This window comes from Micromonospora sp. A200 (assembly GCF_029893845.1).
Taxonomy (GTDB): Bacteria; Actinomycetota; Actinomycetes; order Mycobacteriales; family Micromonosporaceae; genus Micromonospora; species Micromonospora purpureochromogenes.
In genome coordinates this window covers 1-22,357 of record NZ_JARXXY010000016.1, presented here as the reverse complement: position 1 = coordinate 22,357, position 22,357 = coordinate 1, and the positions used below count along the sequence as shown (strand labels likewise).

The following is a 22,357-nucleotide window of genomic DNA, read 5'->3' as shown; positions in this document are numbered from 1 at the left end:
GGTTCCGGTGCTGCGAACGTCAGAGCGCCGACTCGATGAGCCGGACCAGCTCGCCCTTGGGCTTGGCGCCGGCGATCGACTGCACCGGCTCGCCGTTCTTGAAGATGGTGAGGGTCGGTACGGACATCACCCGGTAGGCGCGGGCGGTCTCCGGGTTCTCGTCGATGTTGAGCTTGACGATGGTGACCTGGTCGCCCATCTCGCCCGCGATCTCCTCCAGCAGCGGGGAGACCTTGCGGCACGGCCCGCACCACTCGGCCCAGAAGTCCACCAGTACCGGCTTGTCGGACTTCAGCACGTCAGTGGCGAAGTTCGCGTCGGTGACGACCTTTGTTGCTCCCACTATGACCCTCCTCCGGGACTTTCGTTCTTCGGTTGTTCAGCCGCTGATCGTGGCGATGAAGCGCTCGGCGTCGAGGGCGGCGGCGCAGCCGGTGCCGGCCGCCGTGATGGCCTGCCGGTAGGTGTGGTCGACCACGTCGCCGGCGGCGAAGACACCCGGCACGCTGGTCCGGGTGCTCGGCGCCTCGACCTTCACGTACCCCTCGTCGTCCAGCTCCACCTGCCCCCGGAAGAGCTCGCTGCGCGGGTCGTGGCCGATCGCCACGAACACGCCGGTCACGTCGAGCACCTTGGTGTCGCCGGTGTGCACGTTGCGGACTCGTACGCCGCTGACCTTGCCGTCCTCGCCGAGGATCTCCTCGACGGTGCTGTTCCACTCAACCTTGATCTTGTCGTTGCCGAGGGCGCGGTCGGCCATGATCTTGCTGGCGCGGAACGAGTCGCGCCGGTGGATGATGGTGACCGAGTCGGCGAACCGGGTGAGGAAGCTCGCCTCCTCCATCGCGGAATCGCCACCGCCGACGACGACGATGTGCTGGCCGCGGAAGAAGAAACCGTCACAGGTGGCGCAGGACGACACGCCGTGGCCCAGGTACTCCTGCTCGCCCGGCACGCCCAGCGGACGCCAGGCCGAACCGGTGGAGAGGATGACGGCCCTGGCCCGGTGGGCGGTCTCGCCGACCCACACGGTGCTGACCGCGTCCGACCCGATCATCCCGGTGTCCTGCAGCTCGACCCGGGTGACGTCGTCGGTGAGGAACTCCGCGCCGAACCGCTCGGCCTGCTTGCGCATGTTGTCCATCAGCTCGGGGCCGAGGATGCCGTCGGCGAAGCCGGGGAAGTTCTCCACCTCGGTGGTCGTCATCAGGGCACCGCCGGACTGCACACCCTCGATGACGAGCGGCTTGAGGTTGGCGCGCGCGGCGTAGACCGCCGCCGTGTAACCGGCCGGCCCGGAGCCGATGATGATCAGGTTGCGGACCTCGTCCACTGCCGTCTCCCGATGTGTGTGTTCGACATCCGCCCCCGGCTGACCCACCGCCGGGACGACGCCGATCCGAGTGCCGACGGCTCAGCGACGCCGGCGGCTGACTTGCAGAACGTCATCGTACGAACCGGGGATTCCCGAACCGGTCATCCGGTGGGTCACGTCACGCGGCGACGGACGGCCGGCGACCTGACCTCACCCTACCCGCGCCCGGTAGCGGGTGTCCGCGCCGGATCCCGGCACGCCACACTCCGCGCCGCTCGCCCAGGCCCAGCGCTCTCCCGACGGATCGGCGAACCGGAGAACGAGCGCCGGTTCCCCCTGGAAGCTGGCGTAGTCGAGCAGTTCCACGGTGATCGCCCCGCGTCCGTGCTCGGCGGCGACCTCGGTGAGACAGGTGTCCAGCGCGTCCGGAGCGGCGAGCCGGAGGAGCCCGCCGGGGGACGGGCGCCGGTCAGCCTCGGGGGCCTTCTCGGTCGACCCGCCCGGTGCCAGCCCGGGGCCGTCGGTGGCCAGCTGGGGCAGCACGGTCGAGGTCGCGCCACCGGCCAGGGTCTGCGGCGTCCAGTCGGTGCCGCTGGTCTGCGGTGCGCCGGTGACCCGGAAGGGCGCCGTCGCCGAGGCGGCATCGCCCCCGGCGACCGTCGAGTCGGCCGTGCCACCGCCCCCCGAGGTGTCGAGCAGGTAATCGGCGCCGAGCCCGACGGCCGCGAGCGAGGCCGCGGCCAGCGCGACGGGGGCGGCGAGCCGCGCCCAGCGCCGGCGCCGACGGCCCGGCCCGGTCGCGTCGTCCCGTCCGGTCCCGGCGGTACGCCCCGGCCTCCGCGCAGACTGCGCCGGCACCGGCTGCTGCCGCTCGCCGGCCGGCGTGCCGGCATCCACCGGGGTGGTGAGCGCCGGTGGGTCGGCCGGGGCGGGCCCGGCGCCGGCCAGCGCGGCGGTGAGTCGTTCGGTGACCGCGAGCGGCATCTGTGGGGCCGGTTCGGCCCAACCGGCCAGGTCGGCGCGGACCCGGGCGACGGCCGGCGCCAGCGCGGCGTACGCCTCGGCCCAGGCGGGGTCCTGCTCGACCAGTCGCGCGACGGAGGCCTCCTCCGAGGTGCCATCCAGCGCCCCGCCGAGGTAGTCGGCGAGCAGGTCGTGGTCGACCCCGCTGAACTTCCCGGCCGTCACGCGTCCTCCTGGTTGGCGTCCCGTCGGGAGTGCCCCGACCCCGATCCGACGCCCTCGGAGGCCCGGGGGTTCCCGAGGGTGACGCCGGGCACGCCCCGGCCGGCGACCGCATCCGGCCCGGCGTCGTCGGAGCCGGTCCGCAGGTGCCCGAGCTGGACCGCCAGCCGGGCGCGGCCGCGGGCGCAGCGGCTCTTCACCGTGCCCTCGGCGACGCCGAGGATCCGGGCCACCTCGGCGACCGGGTAGCCCTGCACGTCGACCAGCACGAGGGCGGATCGCTGCTCGAGCGGCAGCGTGGCCAGGGCCTGTCGAACGACCAGCGCGGTGTCGTGGTCCGCGGCCGGGGCGGCCGGCTCGACGCCGCCGGAGCCACCCTCGTCGACCCGGGTGCCGTCGGGCAGCGGGACGGTCGGGTGCGCCTGGCGGCGGCGGATCCGGTCCAGGCAGGCGTTCACCACGATCCGGTGCAGCCAGGTCGTGACGGCCGAGTCGCCCCGGAACCGGGCGGCGCCCCGGTGGGCGGAGAGCAGCGCGTCCTGGAGGGCGTCGGCGGCCTCCTCGCGGTCGCCGAGCGTCCGCAGGGCCACCGCCCAGAGGCGGTCGCGGTGCCGGTGGAACAGTTCGGTGAACGCGTCCCGGTCACCGGCCACGTGGGCGCGGAGCAGTTCGACGTCGCTCGCCTCGGCGGGCGGGACCGCGCGCGGCGGTACGACCGGCACCGCCTCGCCGGTCGCCGGATCGGGCGTACGCCCGCCGCGACCGGCCATCACCACGTCCGTCGGATGCGGTGCCGGGCGCGCGGCGGGCGGCTCACGACCCCTGGACCTTGATTTCCTGCACGTCGATCTTGAGGTCGCTCGCCGGCAGCTTGGTGATCCAGAAGAGCAGGTACTGGTACTTCTGCTCCGGGTTGAACCCGTTGAAGGTCATCGTCGTGCCGTCGTGCTCCTCGAACGGCTGACCAATGACGTGGTTCTTGTAGCTCGCCACCAGCTGCTTGTCGCCGGCGGAGGTGGACGGGAAGTCGGCCTCGCCCCAGAACAGCTCGGCGGACGCGCCGGTGGAGGAGAGGATCGCCTGCACCGACTTGACCGTGTGCGGGGCGCCGAGGTCGATCCAGACCCCCATGCCCTTCTTGCGGTTGCCGAAGTTCGCGGTGGTGTAGGTGTCGGTGCCCCAGCCCTCTTCTTCCTTGCCGTCGATGACCTTCTCGGCGTCGTCGAGCTCGTCGCGGAGCTTGCTGTCCGGGTCGATGATCCGGACATCCTCGACGGCGAGCTTGCGCACGGGCGCGGGTGCGCTGGCCTGGCTGGACGGGGCGCTGTTCGACGGCCGGGCGACCGGCTCGGTGTCGGGCGACTTGTCGTCGCCGCCCAGCGCGCTGATCCCGATGAGCAGGCCGACCAGGGCGACCGCCAGCAGACCGGCGATGCCCACGGCGACCTTCCGCCCACCGGCGGCGGCCAGCGGGGACGGGTCGTCGCCCGGGTCCGCGGTGAACCGGATGGTGCCGGTCTGGTCGAGGAAGTGGTCCTCGGCCGGGACGTCGAGCCGGGCCAGCTCAGCGGCGAGCACGTCCGACGAGGGCGGGGCGATCTCGGCGTCGAGCAGGTCCATGGTCAGGTCGTCGAGGTACGCCGGCACGCCGGCCCGGACCTGCCGGGGCGCGGCGATCGCGCCGCTGGCGTCCCGGACCGCGTCCGGGATGGCGGCCCGACCGTGCCCGGCGGTCGCGCCGCGCAGCGGGGCCTCGGCGTGCGGCCAGTGCCCGGTGAGGGCGAAGTAGAGGATGCCGCCGACCGCCCGGATGTCGTTCTCCTGGCTGTCCGCGCCGTCGGTGCGCGCGTCGGCCAGGACCACCCGGCCGTCGTCGCTGATCATCACGGTGCCCGGGTGCACGTTGCCGTGCACCATGCCGGTGGCGTGCACGGCGGCCAGCGCGCTGGCGACGGCGTTGCCGATGGCCGTGGCCCGGGCCGGGTCCATCGGCCCGTCGCCGACCATCTCGCGCAGGGAGTTGCCGTCGACCCACTCGCGGACGACGTACGCCCGCACGTCCTCGTCGATCGCGTCGTAGACGCCGACCAGGTTGGGGTGGATGACGCGGCTCGCGGCCACCGCCGCCTGGAGCATCTCGGTGGCGGAGTCGCCGCCGGGGTAGCGCAGCACGACCGCGACCGGCCGGCGCAGCACCACGTCGACCCCCCGCCAGACCAGCCGCCCGGCGCTGTCGTTGTTGATGTGCTCGACCAGCTCGTACCGCTCGGCGAGGATCTCACCGGCCGTGGGAGCACCGAAGGTCATGACGGGCGGAGCAGTCTCCTCCGCCTCCTGACCCTCGCCGACCTGGGTCACCCGTCCTCCCTCGGTGATCGTGTCGATCGATGGACCCGCGCTGCTGGGCATGTGGCTTCCCGCTCTGCCTTCGAAGGAACCGGCCGGCGTCTCGACGCGTACGTCGGCCACCTGCCGTATCCGTCGAGAGCGACCTTACCTGGACTGCCCGTCATCCCGACATGTCATCTTCCCGCCGTGCCCGGCGAGGTGCCGGATGTGGACGACCTCGCCCGGTTACGACCGTTGTCAGCCACGTTGCTGGCACATGTACTAGCCAATCTAGAGGTTGACCGCAAGTGATCGCAGCAGGGGCCGGCCCTCGTGTGGCGGTCCGCCGACGTCCTGTCAGGTTCCCTCCGAACGGCCCTCCATACTCAGCCGTACGGTTGGTTGTCCACAGGTCGATCCGGTAGCTGACCGGGGAAACACGGAGTTATCCACAGCCACGTCCCCAGGCTGGTGATCCTCGTTCACCCTCGGTGCCGGGCGGCCGGCTCAGCGGCCGAGCCGCCGGCGGACCATCCCGACGACCTCGGTGATCTCGCCGATCCGCAGCACCATGGCCAGCCCGAGGTAGGTCGCGCCGATCACCGCGCCGCCGATCACCAGCTGGACCGCCGCCGCGAGCCAGCCCAGGTCGGCCGGGTCGCCGGGGAGCAGGTTGACCACCAGCAGGCCGACCAGCGCCGCACCCAGCGAAGCGACGATCACCTTGCCCATGGTGCGCATGATCCCGCCGAGCCCGATCCGGCCGACCCGCGGCCGCAGCAGCATCGCCGAGACGACCGCCGCCGCGACGTACGAGATCGCGTTGCCGAGCATCATCCCGGCCGCCGCGAAGGCGGGCGAGAAGACGACGAAGAGGCCCACCTGGAGCAGCACCCGCAGCGCCACCACCGGGATGTTGACCAGCGCCGGGGTGCGGGTGTCCGGCAGCGCGTAGAAGGCGAAGGTGAAGAGCTGGCTGACCGCGAAGGGCACCAGGCCCACGGCCGCGACCAGCAGCACGGTGGCCGTGGCACGGGCGTTGTCGGCGTCGAAGGCGCCGTACTGGAAGACCACCCGGGAGATCGGGTCGGCCAGGACCGCGTAACAGACCGCGATCGGAGCGAGCACCGCCGTCACCATCCGGGTGCCCCGGGACAGGTCGGCGGTGACGTCGCGGAAGCGCCCGTCCGCGGCGGCGGCGCTCATCCGCGGCATCAGCGCCGTGATGATCGAGACGGCGATGATGCCGTGCGCCATCATCAGCAGCAGGAAGACGTTGTTGTAGATCAGGATGCCGGCGCTGTCCTCGCCCGCCGCCCGGGTGAGCAGGTTGACCACCACGAAGAGGCCGAGCTGGTTGACCGCGACGTAGCAGAACATCCAGGCGCCGAGCTGGGCCAGCTCGCGCAGCCCCAGCTCGCGGAAGTCGAACCGCCACTTCCACCGGAAGCCGACCTTGCGCAGCGCCGGCAGCAGCCCGGCGGCCTGCACCGCCACGCCGAGCAGGGTGCCGCCGCCGACCAGCAGGATCTGGCCCACACCCAGGTCGCCGGGCTTCAGCGCCTCGGCCCCGTAGACCAGGATGTAGAGGCCGAAGACGCCGATGACCACCAGGTTGTTGAGGATCGGCGCCCACATCGGGGCGGCGAAGTGGCCCCGGGTGTTCAGCACCGCGGCGACCAGCGCGCTGACGCCGGTGAAGAACAGCATCGGCAGCATCAGGTACGACAGGTTGGTGACGAGATCCGTGTAGTCCTGGTCCTTGCCGCTGGCGTAGATGGCGGTCAGCACCGACGCCGACGTCACCGCGATCAGCGCGGCGGCGGCCAGCGTGATCACCGCCAGGCTGAGCAGCCGCTGCGCGTACGCCTCGCCCCGGTCGGCGTCGGTCTTGCTGCGGCGGACCAGCACCGGGATCAGCACGCTGGTGAGCACGCCGCCGAGCAGGAACTCGTACACCTGGTTCGGCAGGAACTGGGCGGTGGTGTACGCGTTGCCGACCAGGTTGCCCAGCGCCGCGCCGATCATCAGGTTGCGGATGAAGCCCGTACCCCGACTGATCAGGCTGCCGACCGCCATCACCGCGCTGTTCGCCGCGGCGCTGGCCTCCCCCACCTGCTCCGGCGGCGGCGCGGTGGCCTCCACCGCCGGCTGGTTCAGCGGCTCGGCGGAGATGAAGGTCGCCTCGTCGGTCGGCGGGATCGCACCGTCCGGCGTGGCGTTCGCGCTGCGGTAGAGCCCGCCGCTCATCTCCTGCCTCCAAGGGGTACGTCGGAGCCGGACGACCGGCCCGCACGCCCAAGACCTTAGTCAACGCCGCCCTCATACCCGCGCCCGGCGGATCAGATCCCGCCCCGGCCCGATAGGCTGGCGATCCCATGTCCGAAGCTGCCTCCGCACCCCACGCCGCCGACCGCCGCGAGCTCACCGCCGCGCAGCGCAACGCCGTCGCCGAACTGCTCCGCGTGTCCCCGGTCGCCGACGAGCTCGGTCGCCGCTTCGCGCGCGCCGGGCACGAGTTGCACCTGGTGGGTGGTTCCGTCCGCGACGCCCTGCTCGGCCGGCTCGGCGAGGATCTGGACTTCTGCACCGACGCCCACCCGGACCAGACGGTGCGGATCATCAAGGGCTGGGCCGAGTCGATCTGGGAGACCGGCCGCGAGTTCGGCACCATCGGGCTTCAGCGCGACGGGCTCCGGATAGAGATCACCACCTTCCGCGCCGAGGCGTACGACCAGGTCAGCCGCAACCCGATCGTCGAGTACGGGACCAGCCTCACCGAGGACCTGCGGCGGCGGGACTTCACCATCAACGCGATGGCGGTCAGCCTCCCCGACCACCGGTTCACCGACCCGCACGGCGGCCTGGACGACCTCGCGGCCAAGGTGATCCGTACCCCCGGCACGCCCCGGGAGTCCTTCGGCGACGACCCGCTGCGGATGCTGCGGGCGGCCCGCTTCGCCGCCCAGCTGCGCTTCGCCGTGCACCCCCACGTGCACGAGGCGATGACCCGGATGGCCGCCGACCTGGACCGGATCACCGCCGAGCGGATCCGGGACGAGTTCAGCAAGCTGCTCTGCGGCGCCGACCCGATCACCGGGCTACGACTGCTGGTCGACACCGGGCTGGCCGAGCGCTTCCTGCCCGAGCTGACCGGGCTCAAGCTGGAGATCGACGAGCACGCCCAGCACAAGGACGTCTACGAGCACACCCTGACGGTGGTCAGCAACGCGGTCTCGTACGAGACCGACGGCTGCGACTTCGTGCTCCGGATGGCCGCGCTCATGCACGACGTGGGCAAGCCGGCCACCAAGTCGGTCGGGCCGGACGGCCGGGTCAGCTTCCACCACCACGAGGTGGTCGGCGCCCGGCTGACCAAGGCCCGGATGAAGGCGCTGCGCTACCCCAAGGACGTGACCGCGCAGGTGGTCGCCCTGGTCGCCCTGCACCTGCGGTTCTACGGGTACGGCCGGGGCGAGTGGACCGACTCGGCGGTGCGCCGGTACGTCACCGACGCCGGGGACCTGCTGCCCCGGCTGCACAAGCTGACCCGATCGGACTGCACCACCCGCAACCGGCGCAAGGCGGCCCAGCTCGCGGCCGACTACGACGCGTTGGAGGAGCGGATCGCCCGGATCGCCGCCGAGGAGGACCTCGCCCGGGTCCGCCCCGACCTGGACGGCAACGCAATCATGGAGCTGCTCGGCGTACCGCCGGGGCCGCTCGTCGGGCGGGCCTGGCAGTACCTCAAGGAGCTGCGTCTGGAACGCGGTCCGCTGGAGCGCGACGAGGCCGAGGCGGAGCTGCTGCGCTGGGCCCGCGAGCAGGGCGTCATCGACCAGAGCTGACGACGAGGGCGCCGTCGGAGTGGACGGCGCCCTCGTCGGCCGGTCAGCGGGTTTCGACCGCGCTGCCGTCGACCGCGGTCTTGCCGTTGCCCGCCGACCCGGACCCGCCGGCGGACGCCGAACCCAGCCTGGCGAGCAGGCCGGGCAGGTCGATGCCGGTGAGGTCGGAGCCGAGCTGGAGACCCTGCGCCACGTTGCCGGCCACCGACTTCGTCAGCGACGACGCCCCGTCGGTGGAGATGACGGTCATCTTGTCGATCGCCCCGATCGGGGCGCTGGCCGCCTCGACCACCTGCGGCAGCACCTTGACCAACAGGTCCAGCACGGCGGCCTCGCCGTACGCGGCGAACGCCTCCGCCTTGCGGGCCATCGCGTCGGCCTCGGCCTGACCCCGGGCCAGGATGGCCGCGGCCTCGGCCTGGCCCTCCCGCTCGACCGCCTCGGCGATCGCGGAGCGCCGGCGCTGCTCCGCCTCACCCTCCTTGGCGCCCTCGATCGCGTTGGCCTCGGCGAGCGCGGCCCGGCGGGCCCGCTCGCCCTCACCGGTCAGCCGGGACTGCTCGGCAGCGGCCTGGGCGGCGGCGATGGTCGCCTGCCGCTGCGCGTCGGCGTGGAGCACCGCCGCGTTGCGGGCCGCCTCCGCCTCCTGCTCCACCTTGTAGCGCGCCGCGTCGGCGGGCTTGCGCACCTCGGTGTCGAGCTGGCGCTGCTTCAGCTCGGCGTTGCGCTCGGCCACCTTCTGCTGCTCGGAGAGGATCGCCTGGTCCCGTTCCGCCTGGGCGAGCGGGCCGGCGGCCGCGGACCGGGCCTTGGCCGCGTCGATCTCGGCCTGGATCCCGGCCTGCTTGAGGGATAGGTTCCGGTTCGCCTCGGCGATCGCCTCCTCGGCCAGCAGCCGCTCCTGCTCGGCCTGCTGGCGGGCGCGCGCCTCGGCGATGGCCGCGTCCTTGAGCACCCGGGCGGCCTCCGGCCGGCCCAGGTCCTGCAGGTAGGAGCCCTCGGCGAGGATGTCCTGGAGCTGGAAGGTGTCCAGCACCAGACCCTGGTTGGTCATCGAGTGCTCGGCCTCCTCGGCCACCGCGCTGGCGAACGCCGCCCGGTCCCGGATGACCTCCTCGACGGTGAGCCGGCCGACGATCGAGCGCAGCGCGCCGGCCAGCACCTCGCGGGTGAAGTTGTCGATCTCGTCCTGCTGGTGCAGGAAGCGCTGAGCGGCGGCGCGGATGGCGTCCTCGGTGCCGCCGACCTTGACGATCGCCACACCGTGCAGGTCGGTGCGGATGCCCTGCTTGCTCACCGCGCCCCGGATGCCCACGTCGATGCGGCGGCTGGACAGGTCGAGCGACTGGAGCTTCTGCACCACCGGCAGCACGAAGACCGAGGCGCCGAGCACCACCTTCTGGCCGGACATGTCGGTGGAGCGGCCACCGTCGGCGGTCTGCGTGGTCCGGCCCTTGCGGCCGGTGACGATGAACGCCTCGTTGGGGCCGGCGACCTTGATCCGGGAGAGCACGAAGAGCACCAGGACGAGCGCCAGCAGGACCGCGCCGCCGACGGCGATGACAAGGGGCATGGGCAGTTCCGTCTCTGCGAAAGGGGGGTGAGGAGGGGGTGGTCAGTAGGTCTCGACGTGGACGCTGGTTTCGCTCAGCGCCTGCACCACGAAGATCTGCGCGCCGACCGGGATCGGGTGGTCGGCACGGGCGTTGAGCTTCACCGGCTGGCCGGCGACGCGTACCCGGACCTCGCCGTAACCGACGGCGGGCACCGGGGTGACCACCAGGCCGAGCGCGCCGACCAGGTCGTCCCGGGTCGGGGTGGGATCGGTCCGCATGTCCCGCGCCGCCCGGCTCAGCCGGGCCGCGAGCCACGCGGTGGGCACGGCGGCGAGCGCGCCACCGGCCGCCGCCGCCGCGACCATCCCCGGGGTACGGCCGCCGACCAGCTCGTTGACGATCGCGGCGCCGAAGCCGAACGCGCCGAGGAACCCGGCGACCGCCTCGACCGAGACCGGACCGTCGACATCGGCGTGACCGAAGTGGAGCAACTCGGCGCCGAGCAGGGAGAGCGCCAGCACGGCGACGCCCGCCCCACCGATGATCAGAAAGATGAAGGTCCCCGTGGCCACGACCTGCACGGTATCGACGTCGTGCAACATTCCCGCCTGATCATTTCGGGGCCACGGTCACGTCCCGGTCGACCAGTTCCCGGGGCAGCGGCTGCCGTTCCAGCTCCCGGCCCTCGGTGTCGGCGAGCACGAAGTCGCCACTGCCGGACGGCCGGCGGTAGAGCAGCCGGTCGTTCGAGACCCAGGCGACCTCGGCCGACGGCAGGGTCCGGACGACGTTCCCGGTCACCGCGTCGACCAGCAACGGATCCCGCTGGCCCTGCACGACCGCCCACTGCCCGTCCGGCGAGAACGCCCACGGTCCGGCGGGGTCTCCGGGAATCGTCACGAACCGGGTGGGCCTGCCGTCGTCGGCGGAGAAGAACTGCACCCCCCAGCGCGGATGCCGTTCGCTCTCCGACCGGGGCTTGAACGCGTCGGTCAGCGGCAGCGCCACCTCCCGCCCGTTCCGCGCCCAGGTGAAGAGGCAGCGGTCGGTGCAGAAGTACCGGGTCCGGTCCACCGCGTACTCCCGGAACGTCCCGTCCAGGGCGAGGATGCCGATGTGGTGGGCGCCCTGGCGGAACCGGGTCAGGACGAGTCGGCGCCCGTCCGGCGACCACTGGGGGTCCGCCCCCGGCGCGCGGTACCAGCGCACGGTCGCCTTCCGGCTGTCGACGAGGCCGATCTGCCCGGGTCGGTCCTCGTCCGCGACGGCGGTGACGGTGCCGGTCGGGGCCGGCCACACCTCGTCGTACCCCTGGGTCCGGACGTAGCGGTCGCGGCTGCGGTCGAGCAGGTAGCCACTGCCGCCACGGACGCCGCCGGTGACCCGCCAGCCGCCCGGCAGGGCCAGTGGCGAGTCCTTCCAGCCGGTGCCCGGTGTCGGGTGCACGGACGGCGTGGGCTGCGGTTCCGGCACGGCGGGACGGGTCGGCGGCGCCGGCCGGAGCAGCACGAACGGCACGGTCACCGCGAGCACCGCGACCAGCACGGCGGCGCCGGCCGTGGCCCGCCGCCGGGCCCGCAGCCGGCGACCCCGGGCGATCGCCACCGCTGCCAGGTCGGGCGCCGGCCGCGCCTGGCCGACGAGATCCTGTACGGCCGCCCGCAGCACGTCCTCCGCCGGCCTGCTCATCGGTGCACCTCCGAACGGGTGGCGAGGTCGTCGAAGGCCGGCACCAGTTCCCGGAGCCGGGCCAGCGCGCGGGACGCCTGACTGGCCACGGTGCCCGTCCGGCAGCCGAGCACCGCGGCGGTCTGCTCGACGCTCAGATCCTCCAGGTAGCGCAGCGTCAGCACCGCACGCTGCCGGGGTGGCAGCTCCCGCAGCGCGTCGCGCAGCAGCCGCCGCAGGTCGCTGTCGTGACCGCTGTCCCGGCCGCCGGCCCGCTCCGGCAGCTCGGCCACCGGCACCTCCCGGCGGCGCGACAACCGCCGCCAGCCGGAGACCTGGTCGTGGTACAGGATCCGCCGCACGTACGGCTCGGCGTTGCCGCGGATCCGGGGCCAGCGGGCGTACGCCTTGGCCAGCGCGTTCTGCAGCAGGTCCTCGGCGGCGTGCTGGTTGCCGGCGAGCGCGTACGCGACGCGCAGCAACGCGTCACCGCGCTCGTTCACGAACGCGGTGAACTCCCCGTCGGTCCCCTCGGTCACCGCCCACCTCCGTAACTCAGACGCCGGTGGGGCGGAAAAGTTTGCCTCAGTCACGCGTCGGTCCGTCGGGCGGCTTCGTCGACTCCCTCCAGGTCGCCATGCCCGAAGGCTCGGCCGTCGTACCGGCGGGGAAGAATGGCGGCATGCGCTGGACCGTGCTCGACTCGCCGATCGGGGAGTTCTCCGTGGCCACCGACGACGAGGCGGTGTGCGGCGCGCACTTCGGCCGGGTGGAGTCGGCGGTCGACGAGCCCGGTGACGAGCTGGCCCGGCGGGCGGTGGCGGAGCTGCGGGCGTACTTCGCCGGGGAGCTGACCGACTTCGGCGTGCCGGTGGCGGCGCGGCGCGGCACCGAGTTCGAGCGCGCGGTGTGGCGGGAGATGACCCGCATCCCGTACGGGGAGACGCTCACCTACGGCGAGGTGGCCCGGCTGGTGGGAGACCCCGGCGCCGCCCGGGCGGTCGGGGTGGCCTGCAACCGCAACCCGGTCCCCGTGCTCGTGCCGTGCCACCGGATCGTCGGCGCGGGCGGCAAGCTGGTCGGCTTCGGTGGTGGGCTGCCGCGCAAGGTGCGGCTGTTGGAGCTGGAGGCCGGGGTCGCCCTGCGCCGCGCCTGGTCCTGAGTCCGAAAGATTGCTGCGCCCGACTGCAACCTGATCGTCCGATCAGGCGTTCCCCCGGCATAAGGCATCTCGATCACCGGTACGACCGAGGCGCCACTCGCCACCACCTCATGGGGGATTCATCGTGAGCAAGGACCAGGACAGCGCCATCGGCCGTCGCCACCTGCTGCGTCGGGCGGGCACTGTCGCCGCCGGCCTCGCCGGCACCGCCGCGGTGGGCGCCGCCGCCGCCGGCCCGGCCCAGGCCGCACCGGGTCAGCCGGTACTCCAGGGGCAGGTCAACGAGGCGGGCAGGCCCACCACGCTGCGCGGCGGCTCGGCCACCTCGGCCACCCTCCGACTGGAGAACCCCACCATCACCAACATGGAGGGTGTCGAGGTCGCCAGCCCGGCCCTGCGGCTGACCCCGAACGGGGAGAGCATCAACCAGAAGTCCGAGATGGGCTCGATCGCGATGGATCGTTCCGGGACGATCTGGGCGGTCACCAGCGAGGCCATGCCGTCCGAGACGGGCAACTTCGTCGAGTACATCCGGACGGAGACGAACACCAACCAGCTGGTGCCGGTCGTGCCGCAGCGGGTGATCGACACCCGGACCGCCGCCGGTCGGGCCCGCATCGTGAACCCGGCCGGCAACCTGGACAGCTCGGGCCGGCTGCTGCGCGGCCGCACGATCCAGGTCAACCTGGATGAATTCGTCTACTCCGGTCAGGCCGTGTACGGCAACGTGACCGTCACCGGCGCGCTCGCCGCCGGGTTCCTGCAGGTCTACCCGCACTCGGCTCAGCGTCCGACGGCGTTCTCGACGATCAACTTTCAGGCCGGCCAGACGCTGTCGAACTTCTTCCTGACCGGGATCAGCCCGGTGATCGATTACATCTCCGTGCACGCGCAGCAGACCACCCACGTGATCCTCGACGTGGTGGCGTTCGTCGTCGCGGCCGGCCGGGTCAACCCGGCGATCCTGCCCACCGACGACCAACTGGCGGCGGAGGACCGGCGGACGCAGCTGGCCCCGCGGACCAAGCCGTCCTGGGCGAAGTAGGCGCCCCGTACGCGACGAGGGCCGGGTCCACGCGGACCCGGCCCTCGGTCGTTGTCAGCGGGGTTCCGATTTGGAAGGATCGCCTGGCCATTTCTTCCTACCGATACGGGGATCTCGGTATGTCAGAAACGCAGCACGAGCAGGACAGCATCGGCCGTCGGGGTCTGCTCCGCCGGGGTGGCCGGCGCGGGCGTGGTGGGTGTCGCCGGCGCCACCCCGGCCCAGGCCGCCGCCGGGGACCCGGTGCTCCAGGGTGCGACCAACGTGGTCGACGCCGCTACCACCCTGCGGAACACCGGCGCCAGGGCGACCCTTCGGCTGCAGAACGTCCGGACCTACGACAGTGGCCCCGGCGGTGAGGTGTGGGCCGAACCGGCGCTGCAACTCATGCCGAGCGGGACCACTCTCTCCAACCTCGCCGAGGCCGGCTCGATCGGCATGGACGTCGAGGGCAACATCTGGATCGTCACCAGTTCCGGTAACGGCAGCAACGATCGGCACGTCGTCCACACCACCGCCAACAGCAACCGGATCGTGCCGCTCGTGCCGCAGCGGGTGCTCGACACCCGGTACGCCAGCTCCCGCGGGCTGGTCCGCGAGACCGGGTACCTCGACTCCAGCGGCCGGCTGCTGGCCGGTCGGTCGATCAGCCTCCGGTTGACCGATCACCTGTACTGCGCGGACGCGGTCTTCGGGACGCTGACCGTGGTGCAGCCGACGCTCGGCGGCTTCGCTCAGGTCTATCCGTTCGGAACGACCCGGCCGACCGACTTCTCGTCGATCAACTTCGCGCCGAACCAGATCATCTCCAACGCCTTCGTCTGCGGAGTCGGTCGCGACCATGAGACCGGCAGCTATGCCAGCGATGTGATCAGCATCTACACCAACCGGACCACGCACGTCATCCTCGACATCACCGCGGCTGTCGTCGGCGCCGGCCGGGTCAACCCCCGCTCCGCCATGCCGGTCCGCGCGAATCGCATCGACGTCGGCGGCAAGGCCGCGTGGGAGTAGTGACAGTCGGCGGGTAGCGCGTCCCGAACACACCGAGGGCCGGGTCCGAATGGACCCGGCCCTCGGCCATGCTGCACGTCAGCGCGTCAGCGCTCGACCTCGCCCTTGATGAAGGACTCGACGGCGGCGTGCGCGTCGTGGTCGGCGTACTGCACCGGCGGGGACTTCATGAAGTACGACGAGGCCGACAGGATCGGGCCGCCGATCTTGCGGTCCAGGGCGATCTTCGCGGCGCGGACGGCGTCGATGATCACACCGGCGGAGTTCGGCGAGTCCCACACCTCGAGCTTGAGCTCGGCGTTGAGCGGGGTGTCACCGAAGGATCGGCCCTCCAGGCGGATGTAGGCCCACTTGCGGTCGTCGAGCCACGGCACGTGGTCCGACGGGCCGATGTGCACGTCGCTCTTGCTCATCTCGTGCGGGATCTGGGAGGTGACCGACTGGGTCTTGGAGATCTTCTTCGACACCAGGCGGTTGCGCTCCAGCATGTTCATGAAGTCCATGTTCCCGCCGAAGTTGAGCTGGTACGTGCGCAGCAGCTCCACCCCGCGGTCCTCGAACAGCTTCGCCAGCGCCCGGTGCACGATGGTCGCGCCGACCTGGCTCTTGATGTCGTCACCGACGATCGGCAGGCCCGCGTCCTCGAACTTCTTGGCCCACTCGGGGTCGGAGGCGATGAAGACCGGCAGGGCGTTGACGAACGCGCAACCGGCGTCGATCGCGGCCTGGGCGTAGAACTTGTCGGCCTGCTCCGAGCCCACCGGCAGGTAGGAGACGACCACGTCGACCTGCGCGTCCCGCAGCGCCTGGGCCACGTCGACCGGCTCGGCGTCGGACTCCTCGACGATCTCGCGGTAGTACTGGCCCAGGCCGTCGAAGGTCGGGCCGCGCTGCACGGTGACGCCGGTCGGCGGCACGTCGCACAGCTTGATGGTGTTGTTCTCGCTGGCGACGATCGCCTCCGCGAGGTCCATGCCCACCTTCTTGGCGTCCACGTCGAACGCCGCGACAAACTCCACGTCCGAGACGTGGTAGTCGCCGAAGGTGACGTGCATGAGACCCGGGACGCGGTCGTTCGGGTCGGCGTTCCGGTAGTACTCCACGCCCTGTACGAGGGACGAGGCGCAGTTACCCACACCGACGATGGCGACGCGGACGGAGCCCATAGCGTCTGCCTCCTTCTTCTTCATCACGGCCGCTCTTTCCTGGACTCTCCAGGCGGGGGCGGGCTGTTGTTGTCTCGTCGGCCGCCGGCCGTCCCGGGTTGCGGGACCGTCGGGGCACGGCCGGAGCGCTCGTTGGCGATGAGCTCCTCCAGCCAGCGGACCTCGCGCTCACAGGCGTCGAGCCCATGGCGTTGCAGTTCCAGGGTGTACGCGTCGAGGCGCTCGGCCGCCCGGCCCAGCACGTCACGAAGACCTTCGCGACGCTCCTCGATCGTGCGTCGGCGACCCTCCAGAATCCGGAGTCGGGTCGCCTGGTCGGTCCGGGCGAAGAACGCGAAGTGCACACCGAAGCCCGTGTCGTCGTACGTCTCGGGCCCGGCCTGCGCGATCAGCTGGGCGAACCGTTCCTTGCCCTCCGCGGTGATTTTGTAGACCACCCGACCTCGTCGGCTGGTCAGCGCGGGAACCTCCTCGGCGGTCGCGGGTGTCTCGGCGGCTTCGGTGATCCAGCCCGCCGCCTGTAGCCGGCGCAGGGTCGGGTAGAGCGAGCCGTAGCTGATCGCTGCCCGGATGGCTCCCAGCTTGGCGGCGAGCTCCTTGCGGAGCTCGTAGCCGTGCATCGGAGCCTCCTGCAGAAGGCCGAGGATGGCGAGCTCGAGCACGGGCCATCCTTCCTACCCCGGCGCAGGGCCGTTAACCGCCTCGATGTATCGGACCGATACATCGCACGTTAGTACCTCACCAGCGATCAGGGCAAACCCCCGTTCCGGGATGTTCTTGTCACTCATCGTGACGGCGGTCGCCTCACCCGGCTGGACCGCGTACCCTTCACCGCATGCGTACGCAGCGCCAGGTGGTGGACTACTCGCTGAAGAAGCGGGCGGTGCTGCGTGAGCTCCTCGCCGGTCGGGTCGGCACGTACGACGTCTGCGACGCCTCGCCGTACCTGAAGAACGCCGCCCGGTTCCACGGCGAACCGACCGAGGAGCGCTGCCCGATCTGTCGGAGCGAGAACCTCACCCACGTCCACTACATTTACGGGGACGAACTCAAGCACTCCGCCGGCCAGGCGCGCACGTTGGCCGAGTTGCCCGTGCTGGCGATGACGCTGCGTGAGTTCCAGGTCTTCGTGGTGGAGGTGTGCCTCGGCTGTGACTGGAACCATCTCGTCGAGCAGTACCTGCTCGGCCGGGACGGGCTGGCCGAGGGCGGGTCGGAGCAGGGCGCGGTCGGCGGCGTGACCGCCTCCGGGGCCGGTCCGGCACGAGAGCGAAGGCGAGAGGCGCAACGGTGAACCTGGCTGGACCGGTCGCTACCGGTGCCGTCGACGACGGACACCCCGCCCGGCAGCTCAACGGCCCGATTGGTCCGAATAGTACGCATCTGACGGCGTCGCTCCGGTCGCACCGCGAGCCGGCGTCACGTGTGTCAACTCACGGCAACCCGGTGGTGGCGCCCCCGCGTCCCACCGCGACCGGCAGGGTGTGAGGAATGAACTCGTACGGCGATCCCAGTTCCCCGCGTGCGCGGGCCCAGGTACCGGGCTCGAACGGTGACCCCGGCGCGGCTCCGGCCGGCCGGGCCTCGGTCGGCGGCGCGCCCGCCGGCCGGGCCTCGGCGTCGGTGCCGCCACGCGCGACGGGAGCGGCCGGTTCGGCCTCGGTGGGCCGCGCGGGCGCGGGACGGGCCTCCGTGCCGGTCTCCCCGGCCCCCGGTGGCCGGGCCGGCGCGGGACGGGCGTCCGTTCCGGTGTCCCCAGCCCCCGGCCAGGCTGGCCGCGCCCCGGTGGGCGTCGGCTCCGCCGGGCGGGCGAGCGTCGGATCGGCCGCCGTCGGCGGTCGGGCGGCGGTGGCCCGCGCGGGCGTGGCGCCCGTCTCCGGCGGTGGCCCCGGCGGACCGGGCGGCCCCAACGGCCCGGGACGCGGCGGCCGCGGTGGCGGACCCGGCCCCGGCGATCCGGACGCGGTGGCCCGGGCGAAGAAGCGCAGGCGGGTCAACATGCTGATCGCGGGCTTCGCGGTCTTCATCATGCTCGCCGGCATCGGCGTGATCGGGTTCACCTACTACTCCACGAACGTGGTGCTGCCCAACCAGATCAACCTGCCGTTGGCCACCACGATCTACGCCGCCGACAACAAGACGCCCATCGCCAAGGTGGGTGAGCAGAACCGGACCTTCGTGTCGATCAACCAGATCCCGCCGCACATGCGGGACGCGGTGGCCGCCGCCGAGGACAAGAACTTCTACCGCCACTCGGGTGTGGACTACAAGGGCATCGCCCGGGCCGCCTGGAACAACCTCAGCGGCGGTGACAAGCAGGGTGCCTCGACGATCACCCAGCAGTACGCCCGCAACGCCTACGAGAACCTCCAGGACGACTCGTACGCCCGGAAGGTGAAGGAGGCGATCGTCGCCTCCAAGCTCAATGATCAGTTCACCAAGGAACAGATCATGGAGCATTACCTGAACACCATCTACTTCGGCCGGAACGCGTACGGCATCGAGGCAGCCTCGTACGCCTACTTCGGCAAGCCGGTCTCCAAGGTCGACGTGGCGGAGGCCGCGGTGCTGGCGGCGTTGATCAAGCAGCCGGAGCCCAGCCCCACCCACAAGGGGTACGACCCGGCGATCAACCCGACCGACGCCAAGATCCGGTGGGACTACGTCATCAACAACATGGCCAGCGAGGGCTGGATCGACTCGCCGAACCACCCGCCGCGTCCTGCCGGTTACCCGACCAAGACGTTGAAGAGCCCGAAGCAGTCGAGCGCCGGCATCAAGTTCGGGGTCAACAACCCGATCGGCAACGTCATCAACTACCTCGTGCCCGAGATGCGGGAGAAGAAGCTCTGCACCGACAACGAGGCCGAGGCGACGGATCGCAAGCCGCTCTGCTCGACCATGCTCAAGCAGGGCGGGTACCGGATCCGGACCACGATCGACATGAAGGTCCAGAGTGCGATCACCGGCGCCGCCCAGCGCAGCACCAAGGGCTCGGAGCTGGAAGGTACCAAGAAGAACCTGATGGCGGCCGCGGTGTCGATCGACCCGCGCAACGGCCGGGTGCTCGGCTACTACGGCGGTGACGACGGCACGGGCACCGACTATGCCGGCAAGAACACCGACGCGAGCGGCAACGTCACCGGTGGCCACTCGCCCGGATCGAGCTTCAAGATCTACACCTTGGCGGCGGCGATCGACGCGGGCAAGGCCATCGACTCGCGCTGGAAGGGCAAGGCCTTCAAGCCCGACGGCGTGCAGTTCCGGGTCAGCAACGCCGGCACCGACAACCCCAGCTGCGGTGACTCCTGCACCCTGCGGGAATCGACCTTGAAGTCGCTGAACGTGCCCTTCTACCACGTCAGCCTCGACATCGGGCCGGACAAGATCGTCGACATGGCCAAGCGGGCCGGCGTCAGCATGATGTGGCAGACCAACACCAATCCGCCGAAGGGGCACGACCTCACCAAGGCGGACGCCAAGGACCTGGCGCCCGACCCCTTCTACCACGTGGTCGCCTACGGTCAGTACCCGATCACCGTGCTCGACCACGCCAACGGCATCGCCACCTTCGCCAACAAGGGCGTCTACAACAAGGCCCACTTCCTGCTCTCCGCCGAGAAGCAGAACAAGGACACCGGCAAGTGGGAGAAGCTCGGCGGCGAGCAGCTCAAGCCGCAGAAGCGGATCAACCCCGATGTGGTCGCCGACGTCACCAACGTGCTGGAGGACTACCCGGCCAAGGTCAACCACGTGCTCGACGGTGGCCGGAAGGCGACCGCCAAGACCGGTACGTGGGAGCTCAAGGAGGGCACCAAAGAGAACGGTGACGCCTGGATGGTCGGCTACACCCCGCAGCTCGCCACCGCCGTCTGGGTGGGCAACAAGGGCAAGCGGGAAGCCATCAAGATGAAGGACGGCCGCAACATCAGCGGCTCCCTCATGCCCGGTGACATCTGGGAGCGGGTGATGGACGACTCGCTCAAGGGCGAGGAGAAGCTGGACTTCCCGCCGGCCGCGAACTTCGGCGACAAGGAAGCGGGCAACGGCACCCCGCCGCCTCCTCCGCCGCCCATCCCCGGCCAGCCGCAGGACTGCGGACCGCTCGGCCTGTTCTGCCCGCAGAACCCCAACGGCGGCGGCAACCAGGACCCGGACGCGCCGACCGATCCCCGCGGACCCGGTGGCGGCAACGACGGCAACGGCGGCGGTGGCGGTGGCGGTCTCCTGCCGACCCTGTCACCCCGTCTCCGGGAGTAACCACCCCTGACACCGTCGACGGCGGCCGGACCTCGGGTCCGGCCGCCGTCGCCTTTCCACGAGCTCATTTTCCGGTTGTGGCACCGCGGGACGGGACGGCGACCCCGGACGTACGGCAGGATGCCTCTTCATGAGCACCCAGTCGACGGCCGGCCTCGACGACGCCGGGACCAGCGACCACCCGTCCCGGTCCGACGGTTTCGTCCGAGGCGCCTCCGAGCTGATCGGCGGCCCCCTCGGCGACCACGCGGTCGCGCTGGACCGGCCCGCCGGCCGGGAAGGGCGCTTCTGGACGGCCGCGCGGATCGTCCTCGCACTGGCCTGCCTCACCCTGGCGCTGCACTGGGTGCAGAAGTCGCCCTGCCAGGACGGCGCCTGGCAGAACAACGTGCAGTACACCCGGCTCTGCTACACCGACGTGCTGGCCCTCTACTACGCGGAGGGGCTCAACGAGGGCAAGGTCCCCTACCGGGACCACCCGGTCGAGTACCCGGTGCTCACCGGCTACTTCATGGGCGCGCTCGGCCTGCCGGTGCACAGCCTGGGCGCCGACGACCCGCAGCTCAACCAGGGTCAGTGGTTCTACAACCTCAACGCGCTGACGCTCGGCGCGCTGGCGGTCGCCACCGTCGCGGTGATCCTCGCCCTGCGCCGCCGACGACCCTGGGACGCCGCGCTCTTCGCGCTGGCCCCGGCGCTGCTGCTCACCGCCACGGTCAACTGGGACTTCCTCGCCATCGGGCTGGCCGCCTTCGGCCTGGCCGCGTGGGCCCGACGCCGACCGGCGCTCGCCGGGCTGCTGCTCGGCCTCGGCGGCGCCGCCAAGCTGTGGCCGCTGTTCCTGTTCTGGCCCATCCTGCTGCTCGCGCTGCGGGCCGCCCGGGTACGCGCCGCGCTGACCGCCATCGGCACCGCGGTGGTGGTGCTGTTGGCGGTCAACCTGCCGGTGGCGATCCCGTACCAGAAGAACTGGTACCGCTTCTTCGAGCTGAACGACACCCGGCCTATCGACTGGGGCACGCTCTGGTACATCGGGCGGTACTTCGACGGCAAGGTGAACACCGGCGTGGCCGGCGACCAGGGGCCGTTCCAGTGGTTGAACACGCACATCCCGACGCTCAACACCCTGTCATACGCCCTGTTCATCCTGGCCTGCCTCGGCGTGGCCGCGCTGGCGCTGCTGGCCCCCCGCCGGCCCCGACTGGCCCAGCTCGCCTTCCTGGTGGTCGCCGCGTTCCTGATCTTCAGCAAGGTCTGGTCGCAGCAGTTCGTGCTCTGGCTGCTGCCGCTGGCGGTGCTGGCCCGCCCCCGCTGGGGCGCCTTCCTCGCCTGGCAGCTCGCCGAGGTCTGCTACTTCGCCGCCTTCTACGGCGAGCTGCTCGGCGCGGCGACCAGCCGGCCAGTCTTCCCCGAGGGCGTGTTCGTGCTGGCCTCGACGCTCCGGCTGGGCACGGTCGTGCTGCTCTGCGTGCTGGTGATCCGGGACATCCTGCACCCCGAACGCGACGTGGTGCGGCGCACCTACGCCGACGATCCGGACGGCGGCCTCCTCGACGGCGCCCCCGACGCCCCCTGGCTCGCCGCCCGCCACACGGTGCACCGTCCGGCACCACCGCCGACCACCGTCACCACCACCGCCTGAAGACCCAGGTCACCGTCACCACCGCCTGAAGACCCCAAGTCCAGGACGGCCTCGGGCCGTCAGGGTTTTCGGGGGAGCCCGGCCGGCGCAGGGATCAAGCCTGACCGCCCGGAGCCGGCCGGGGTGGCCGGCGACCGGGTGATGGAGACGGTGCGGCGCCACCCGGCC

General features: G+C 71.6%; 19 protein-coding genes. 7 read left to right on the top strand and 12 right to left on the bottom strand.

Annotation, left to right across the window (positions count from 1 at the left end; translation table 11 throughout):
• Positions 1-19: 19 nt before the first annotated feature.
• The 6 genes from trxA to murJ form a co-directional block, all read right to left on the bottom strand.
• The gene (gene trxA, locus M2302_RS17015; protein WP_088959679.1) at positions 20-343 is read right to left on the bottom strand and encodes a thioredoxin; all 324 of its coding nucleotides are present in this window, start codon (positions 341-343) and stop codon (positions 20-22) included.
• 36 nt (positions 344-379) lie between these two features.
• Positions 380-1,333 carry a thioredoxin-disulfide reductase gene (gene trxB, locus M2302_RS17010; RefSeq protein ID WP_280838865.1) on the bottom strand — a complete coding sequence of 318 codons (954 nt, stop codon included), beginning with the start codon at positions 1,331-1,333 and terminating at the stop codon, positions 380-382.
• A 192-nt stretch (positions 1,334-1,525) separates the two neighbouring features.
• On the bottom strand, positions 1,526-2,503 hold the full coding sequence (locus M2302_RS17005; RefSeq protein WP_280838864.1) for a hypothetical protein: 978 nt from the start codon (positions 2,501-2,503) through the stop codon (positions 1,526-1,528).
• Positions 2,500-3,270: an RNA polymerase sigma factor SigM gene (gene sigM, locus M2302_RS17000; protein WP_280838863.1), complete on the bottom strand. Its 771-nt coding sequence runs from the start codon at positions 3,268-3,270 to the stop codon at positions 2,500-2,502. The genes M2302_RS17005 and sigM overlap by 4 nt, the downstream gene beginning before the upstream one ends.
• Positions 3,271-3,313: 43 nt before the next feature.
• Positions 3,314-4,909 (bottom strand): protein kinase family protein, encoded by a 1,596-nt coding sequence (locus M2302_RS16995; RefSeq protein WP_280838862.1) that lies wholly within the window; start codon positions 4,907-4,909, stop codon positions 3,314-3,316.
• A 426-nt stretch (positions 4,910-5,335) separates the two neighbouring features.
• Complete coding sequence (gene murJ, locus M2302_RS16990) at positions 5,336-7,078, bottom strand: murein biosynthesis integral membrane protein MurJ (protein ID WP_280838861.1); 1,743 nt, start codon at positions 7,076-7,078, stop codon at positions 5,336-5,338.
• Positions 7,079-7,206: 128 nt separating this feature from the next.
• Here murJ and M2302_RS16985 point away from each other — a divergent pair, with 128 nt between their 5' ends.
• On the top strand, positions 7,207-8,676 hold the full coding sequence (locus tag M2302_RS16985) for a CCA tRNA nucleotidyltransferase (protein ID WP_280838860.1): 1,470 nt from the start codon (positions 7,207-7,209) through the stop codon (positions 8,674-8,676).
• A 43-nt stretch (positions 8,677-8,719) separates the two neighbouring features.
• Here the strand turns inward: M2302_RS16985 and M2302_RS16980 are convergent, their stop codons facing one another.
• The 4 genes from M2302_RS16980 to M2302_RS16965 are packed head-to-tail and all read right to left on the bottom strand — an operon-like array spanning position 8,720 to position 12,439.
• Positions 8,720-10,249 (bottom strand): flotillin family protein, encoded by a 1,530-nt coding sequence (locus M2302_RS16980; RefSeq protein ID WP_280838859.1) that lies wholly within the window; start codon positions 10,247-10,249, stop codon positions 8,720-8,722.
• A 42-nt stretch (positions 10,250-10,291) separates the two neighbouring features.
• Positions 10,292-10,834: a hypothetical protein gene (locus tag M2302_RS16975; RefSeq protein WP_280838858.1), complete on the bottom strand. Its 543-nt coding sequence runs from the start codon at positions 10,832-10,834 to the stop codon at positions 10,292-10,294.
• Between the two features lie 10 nt (positions 10,835-10,844).
• Positions 10,845-11,921, bottom strand: a complete 1,077-nt coding sequence (locus M2302_RS16970) for a hypothetical protein (protein WP_280838857.1) — start codon at positions 11,919-11,921, stop codon at positions 10,845-10,847.
• The gene (locus M2302_RS16965; RefSeq protein WP_280838856.1) at positions 11,918-12,439 is read right to left on the bottom strand and encodes a SigE family RNA polymerase sigma factor; all 522 of its coding nucleotides are present in this window, start codon (positions 12,437-12,439) and stop codon (positions 11,918-11,920) included. The genes M2302_RS16970 and M2302_RS16965 overlap by 4 nt, the downstream gene beginning before the upstream one ends.
• A 143-nt stretch (positions 12,440-12,582) precedes the next feature.
• Between M2302_RS16965 and M2302_RS16960 the strand changes: the two genes are divergently transcribed.
• From M2302_RS16960 to M2302_RS16950, 3 genes are all read left to right on the top strand, one after another.
• Complete coding sequence (locus M2302_RS16960; RefSeq protein ID WP_280838855.1) at positions 12,583-13,062, top strand: methylated-DNA--[protein]-cysteine S-methyltransferase; 480 nt, start codon at positions 12,583-12,585, stop codon at positions 13,060-13,062.
• A 124-nt stretch (positions 13,063-13,186) separates the two neighbouring features.
• Positions 13,187-14,107 carry a hypothetical protein gene (locus tag M2302_RS16955; protein WP_280838854.1) on the top strand — a complete coding sequence of 307 codons (921 nt, stop codon included), beginning with the start codon at positions 13,187-13,189 and terminating at the stop codon, positions 14,105-14,107.
• 177 nt (positions 14,108-14,284) lie between these two features.
• Positions 14,285-15,121: a hypothetical protein gene (locus M2302_RS16950; protein ID WP_280838853.1), complete on the top strand. Its 837-nt coding sequence runs from the start codon at positions 14,285-14,287 to the stop codon at positions 15,119-15,121.
• A gap of 86 nt (positions 15,122-15,207) precedes the next feature.
• On the opposite strand, the gene M2302_RS16945 is transcribed toward M2302_RS16950, so the two are convergent.
• The gene (locus M2302_RS16945) at positions 15,208-16,287 is read right to left on the bottom strand and encodes an inositol-3-phosphate synthase (RefSeq protein ID WP_280838852.1); all 1,080 of its coding nucleotides are present in this window, start codon (positions 16,285-16,287) and stop codon (positions 15,208-15,210) included.
• 23 nt (positions 16,288-16,310) lie between these two features.
• Complete coding sequence (locus M2302_RS16940) at positions 16,311-16,949, bottom strand: PadR family transcriptional regulator (RefSeq protein WP_238451789.1); 639 nt, start codon at positions 16,947-16,949, stop codon at positions 16,311-16,313.
• A 173-nt stretch (positions 16,950-17,122) separates the two neighbouring features.
• Here M2302_RS16940 and M2302_RS16935 point away from each other — a divergent pair, with 173 nt between their 5' ends.
• The 3 genes from M2302_RS16935 (at position 17,123) to M2302_RS16925 (ending at position 22,189) form a co-directional block, all read left to right on the top strand.
• The gene (locus tag M2302_RS16935; protein WP_280838851.1) at positions 17,123-17,581 is read left to right on the top strand and encodes a DUF5318 domain-containing protein; all 459 of its coding nucleotides are present in this window, start codon (positions 17,123-17,125) and stop codon (positions 17,579-17,581) included.
• Between the two features lie 197 nt (positions 17,582-17,778).
• Positions 17,779-20,547, top strand: coding sequence for a transglycosylase domain-containing protein (locus M2302_RS16930; protein ID WP_280838850.1), 2,769 nt, complete (start codon positions 17,779-17,781; stop codon positions 20,545-20,547).
• A 130-nt stretch (positions 20,548-20,677) separates the two neighbouring features.
• Positions 20,678-22,189, top strand: coding sequence for a glycosyltransferase 87 family protein (locus tag M2302_RS16925; protein ID WP_280838849.1), 1,512 nt, complete (start codon positions 20,678-20,680; stop codon positions 22,187-22,189).
• The last annotated feature ends 168 nt before the right edge of the window (positions 22,190-22,357 follow it).

What these genes read in the sequence shown, in the direction of transcription:
- sigM (WP_280838863.1), bottom strand. Translation starts at nt 3,270, where the DNA reads ATGGCCGGTCGCGGCGGGCGTACGCCCGATCCGGCGACCGGCGAGGCG.
- M2302_RS16995 (WP_280838862.1), bottom strand. Translation starts at nt 4,909, where the DNA reads ATGCCCAGCAGCGCGGGTCCATCGATCGACACGATCACCGAGGGAGGA.
- murJ (WP_280838861.1), bottom strand. Translation starts at nt 7,078, where the DNA reads ATGAGCGGCGGGCTCTACCGCAGCGCGAACGCCACGCCGGACGGTGCG.
- M2302_RS16985 (WP_280838860.1), top strand. Translation starts at nt 7,207, where the DNA reads ATGTCCGAAGCTGCCTCCGCACCCCACGCCGCCGACCGCCGCGAGCTC.
- M2302_RS16980 (WP_280838859.1), bottom strand. Translation starts at nt 10,249, where the DNA reads ATGCCCCTTGTCATCGCCGTCGGCGGCGCGGTCCTGCTGGCGCTCGTC.
- M2302_RS16975 (WP_280838858.1), bottom strand. Translation starts at nt 10,834, where the DNA reads ATGTTGCACGACGTCGATACCGTGCAGGTCGTGGCCACGGGGACCTTC.
- M2302_RS16970 (WP_280838857.1), bottom strand. Translation starts at nt 11,921, where the DNA reads ATGAGCAGGCCGGCGGAGGACGTGCTGCGGGCGGCCGTACAGGATCTC.
- M2302_RS16960 (WP_280838855.1), top strand. Translation starts at nt 12,583, where the DNA reads ATGCGCTGGACCGTGCTCGACTCGCCGATCGGGGAGTTCTCCGTGGCC.
- M2302_RS16945 (WP_280838852.1), bottom strand. Translation starts at nt 16,287, where the DNA reads ATGGGCTCCGTCCGCGTCGCCATCGTCGGTGTGGGTAACTGCGCCTCG.
- M2302_RS16935 (WP_280838851.1), top strand. Translation starts at nt 17,123, where the DNA reads ATGCGTACGCAGCGCCAGGTGGTGGACTACTCGCTGAAGAAGCGGGCG.
- M2302_RS16930 (WP_280838850.1), top strand. Translation starts at nt 17,779, where the DNA reads ATGAACTCGTACGGCGATCCCAGTTCCCCGCGTGCGCGGGCCCAGGTA.
- M2302_RS16925 (WP_280838849.1), top strand. Translation starts at nt 20,678, where the DNA reads ATGAGCACCCAGTCGACGGCCGGCCTCGACGACGCCGGGACCAGCGAC.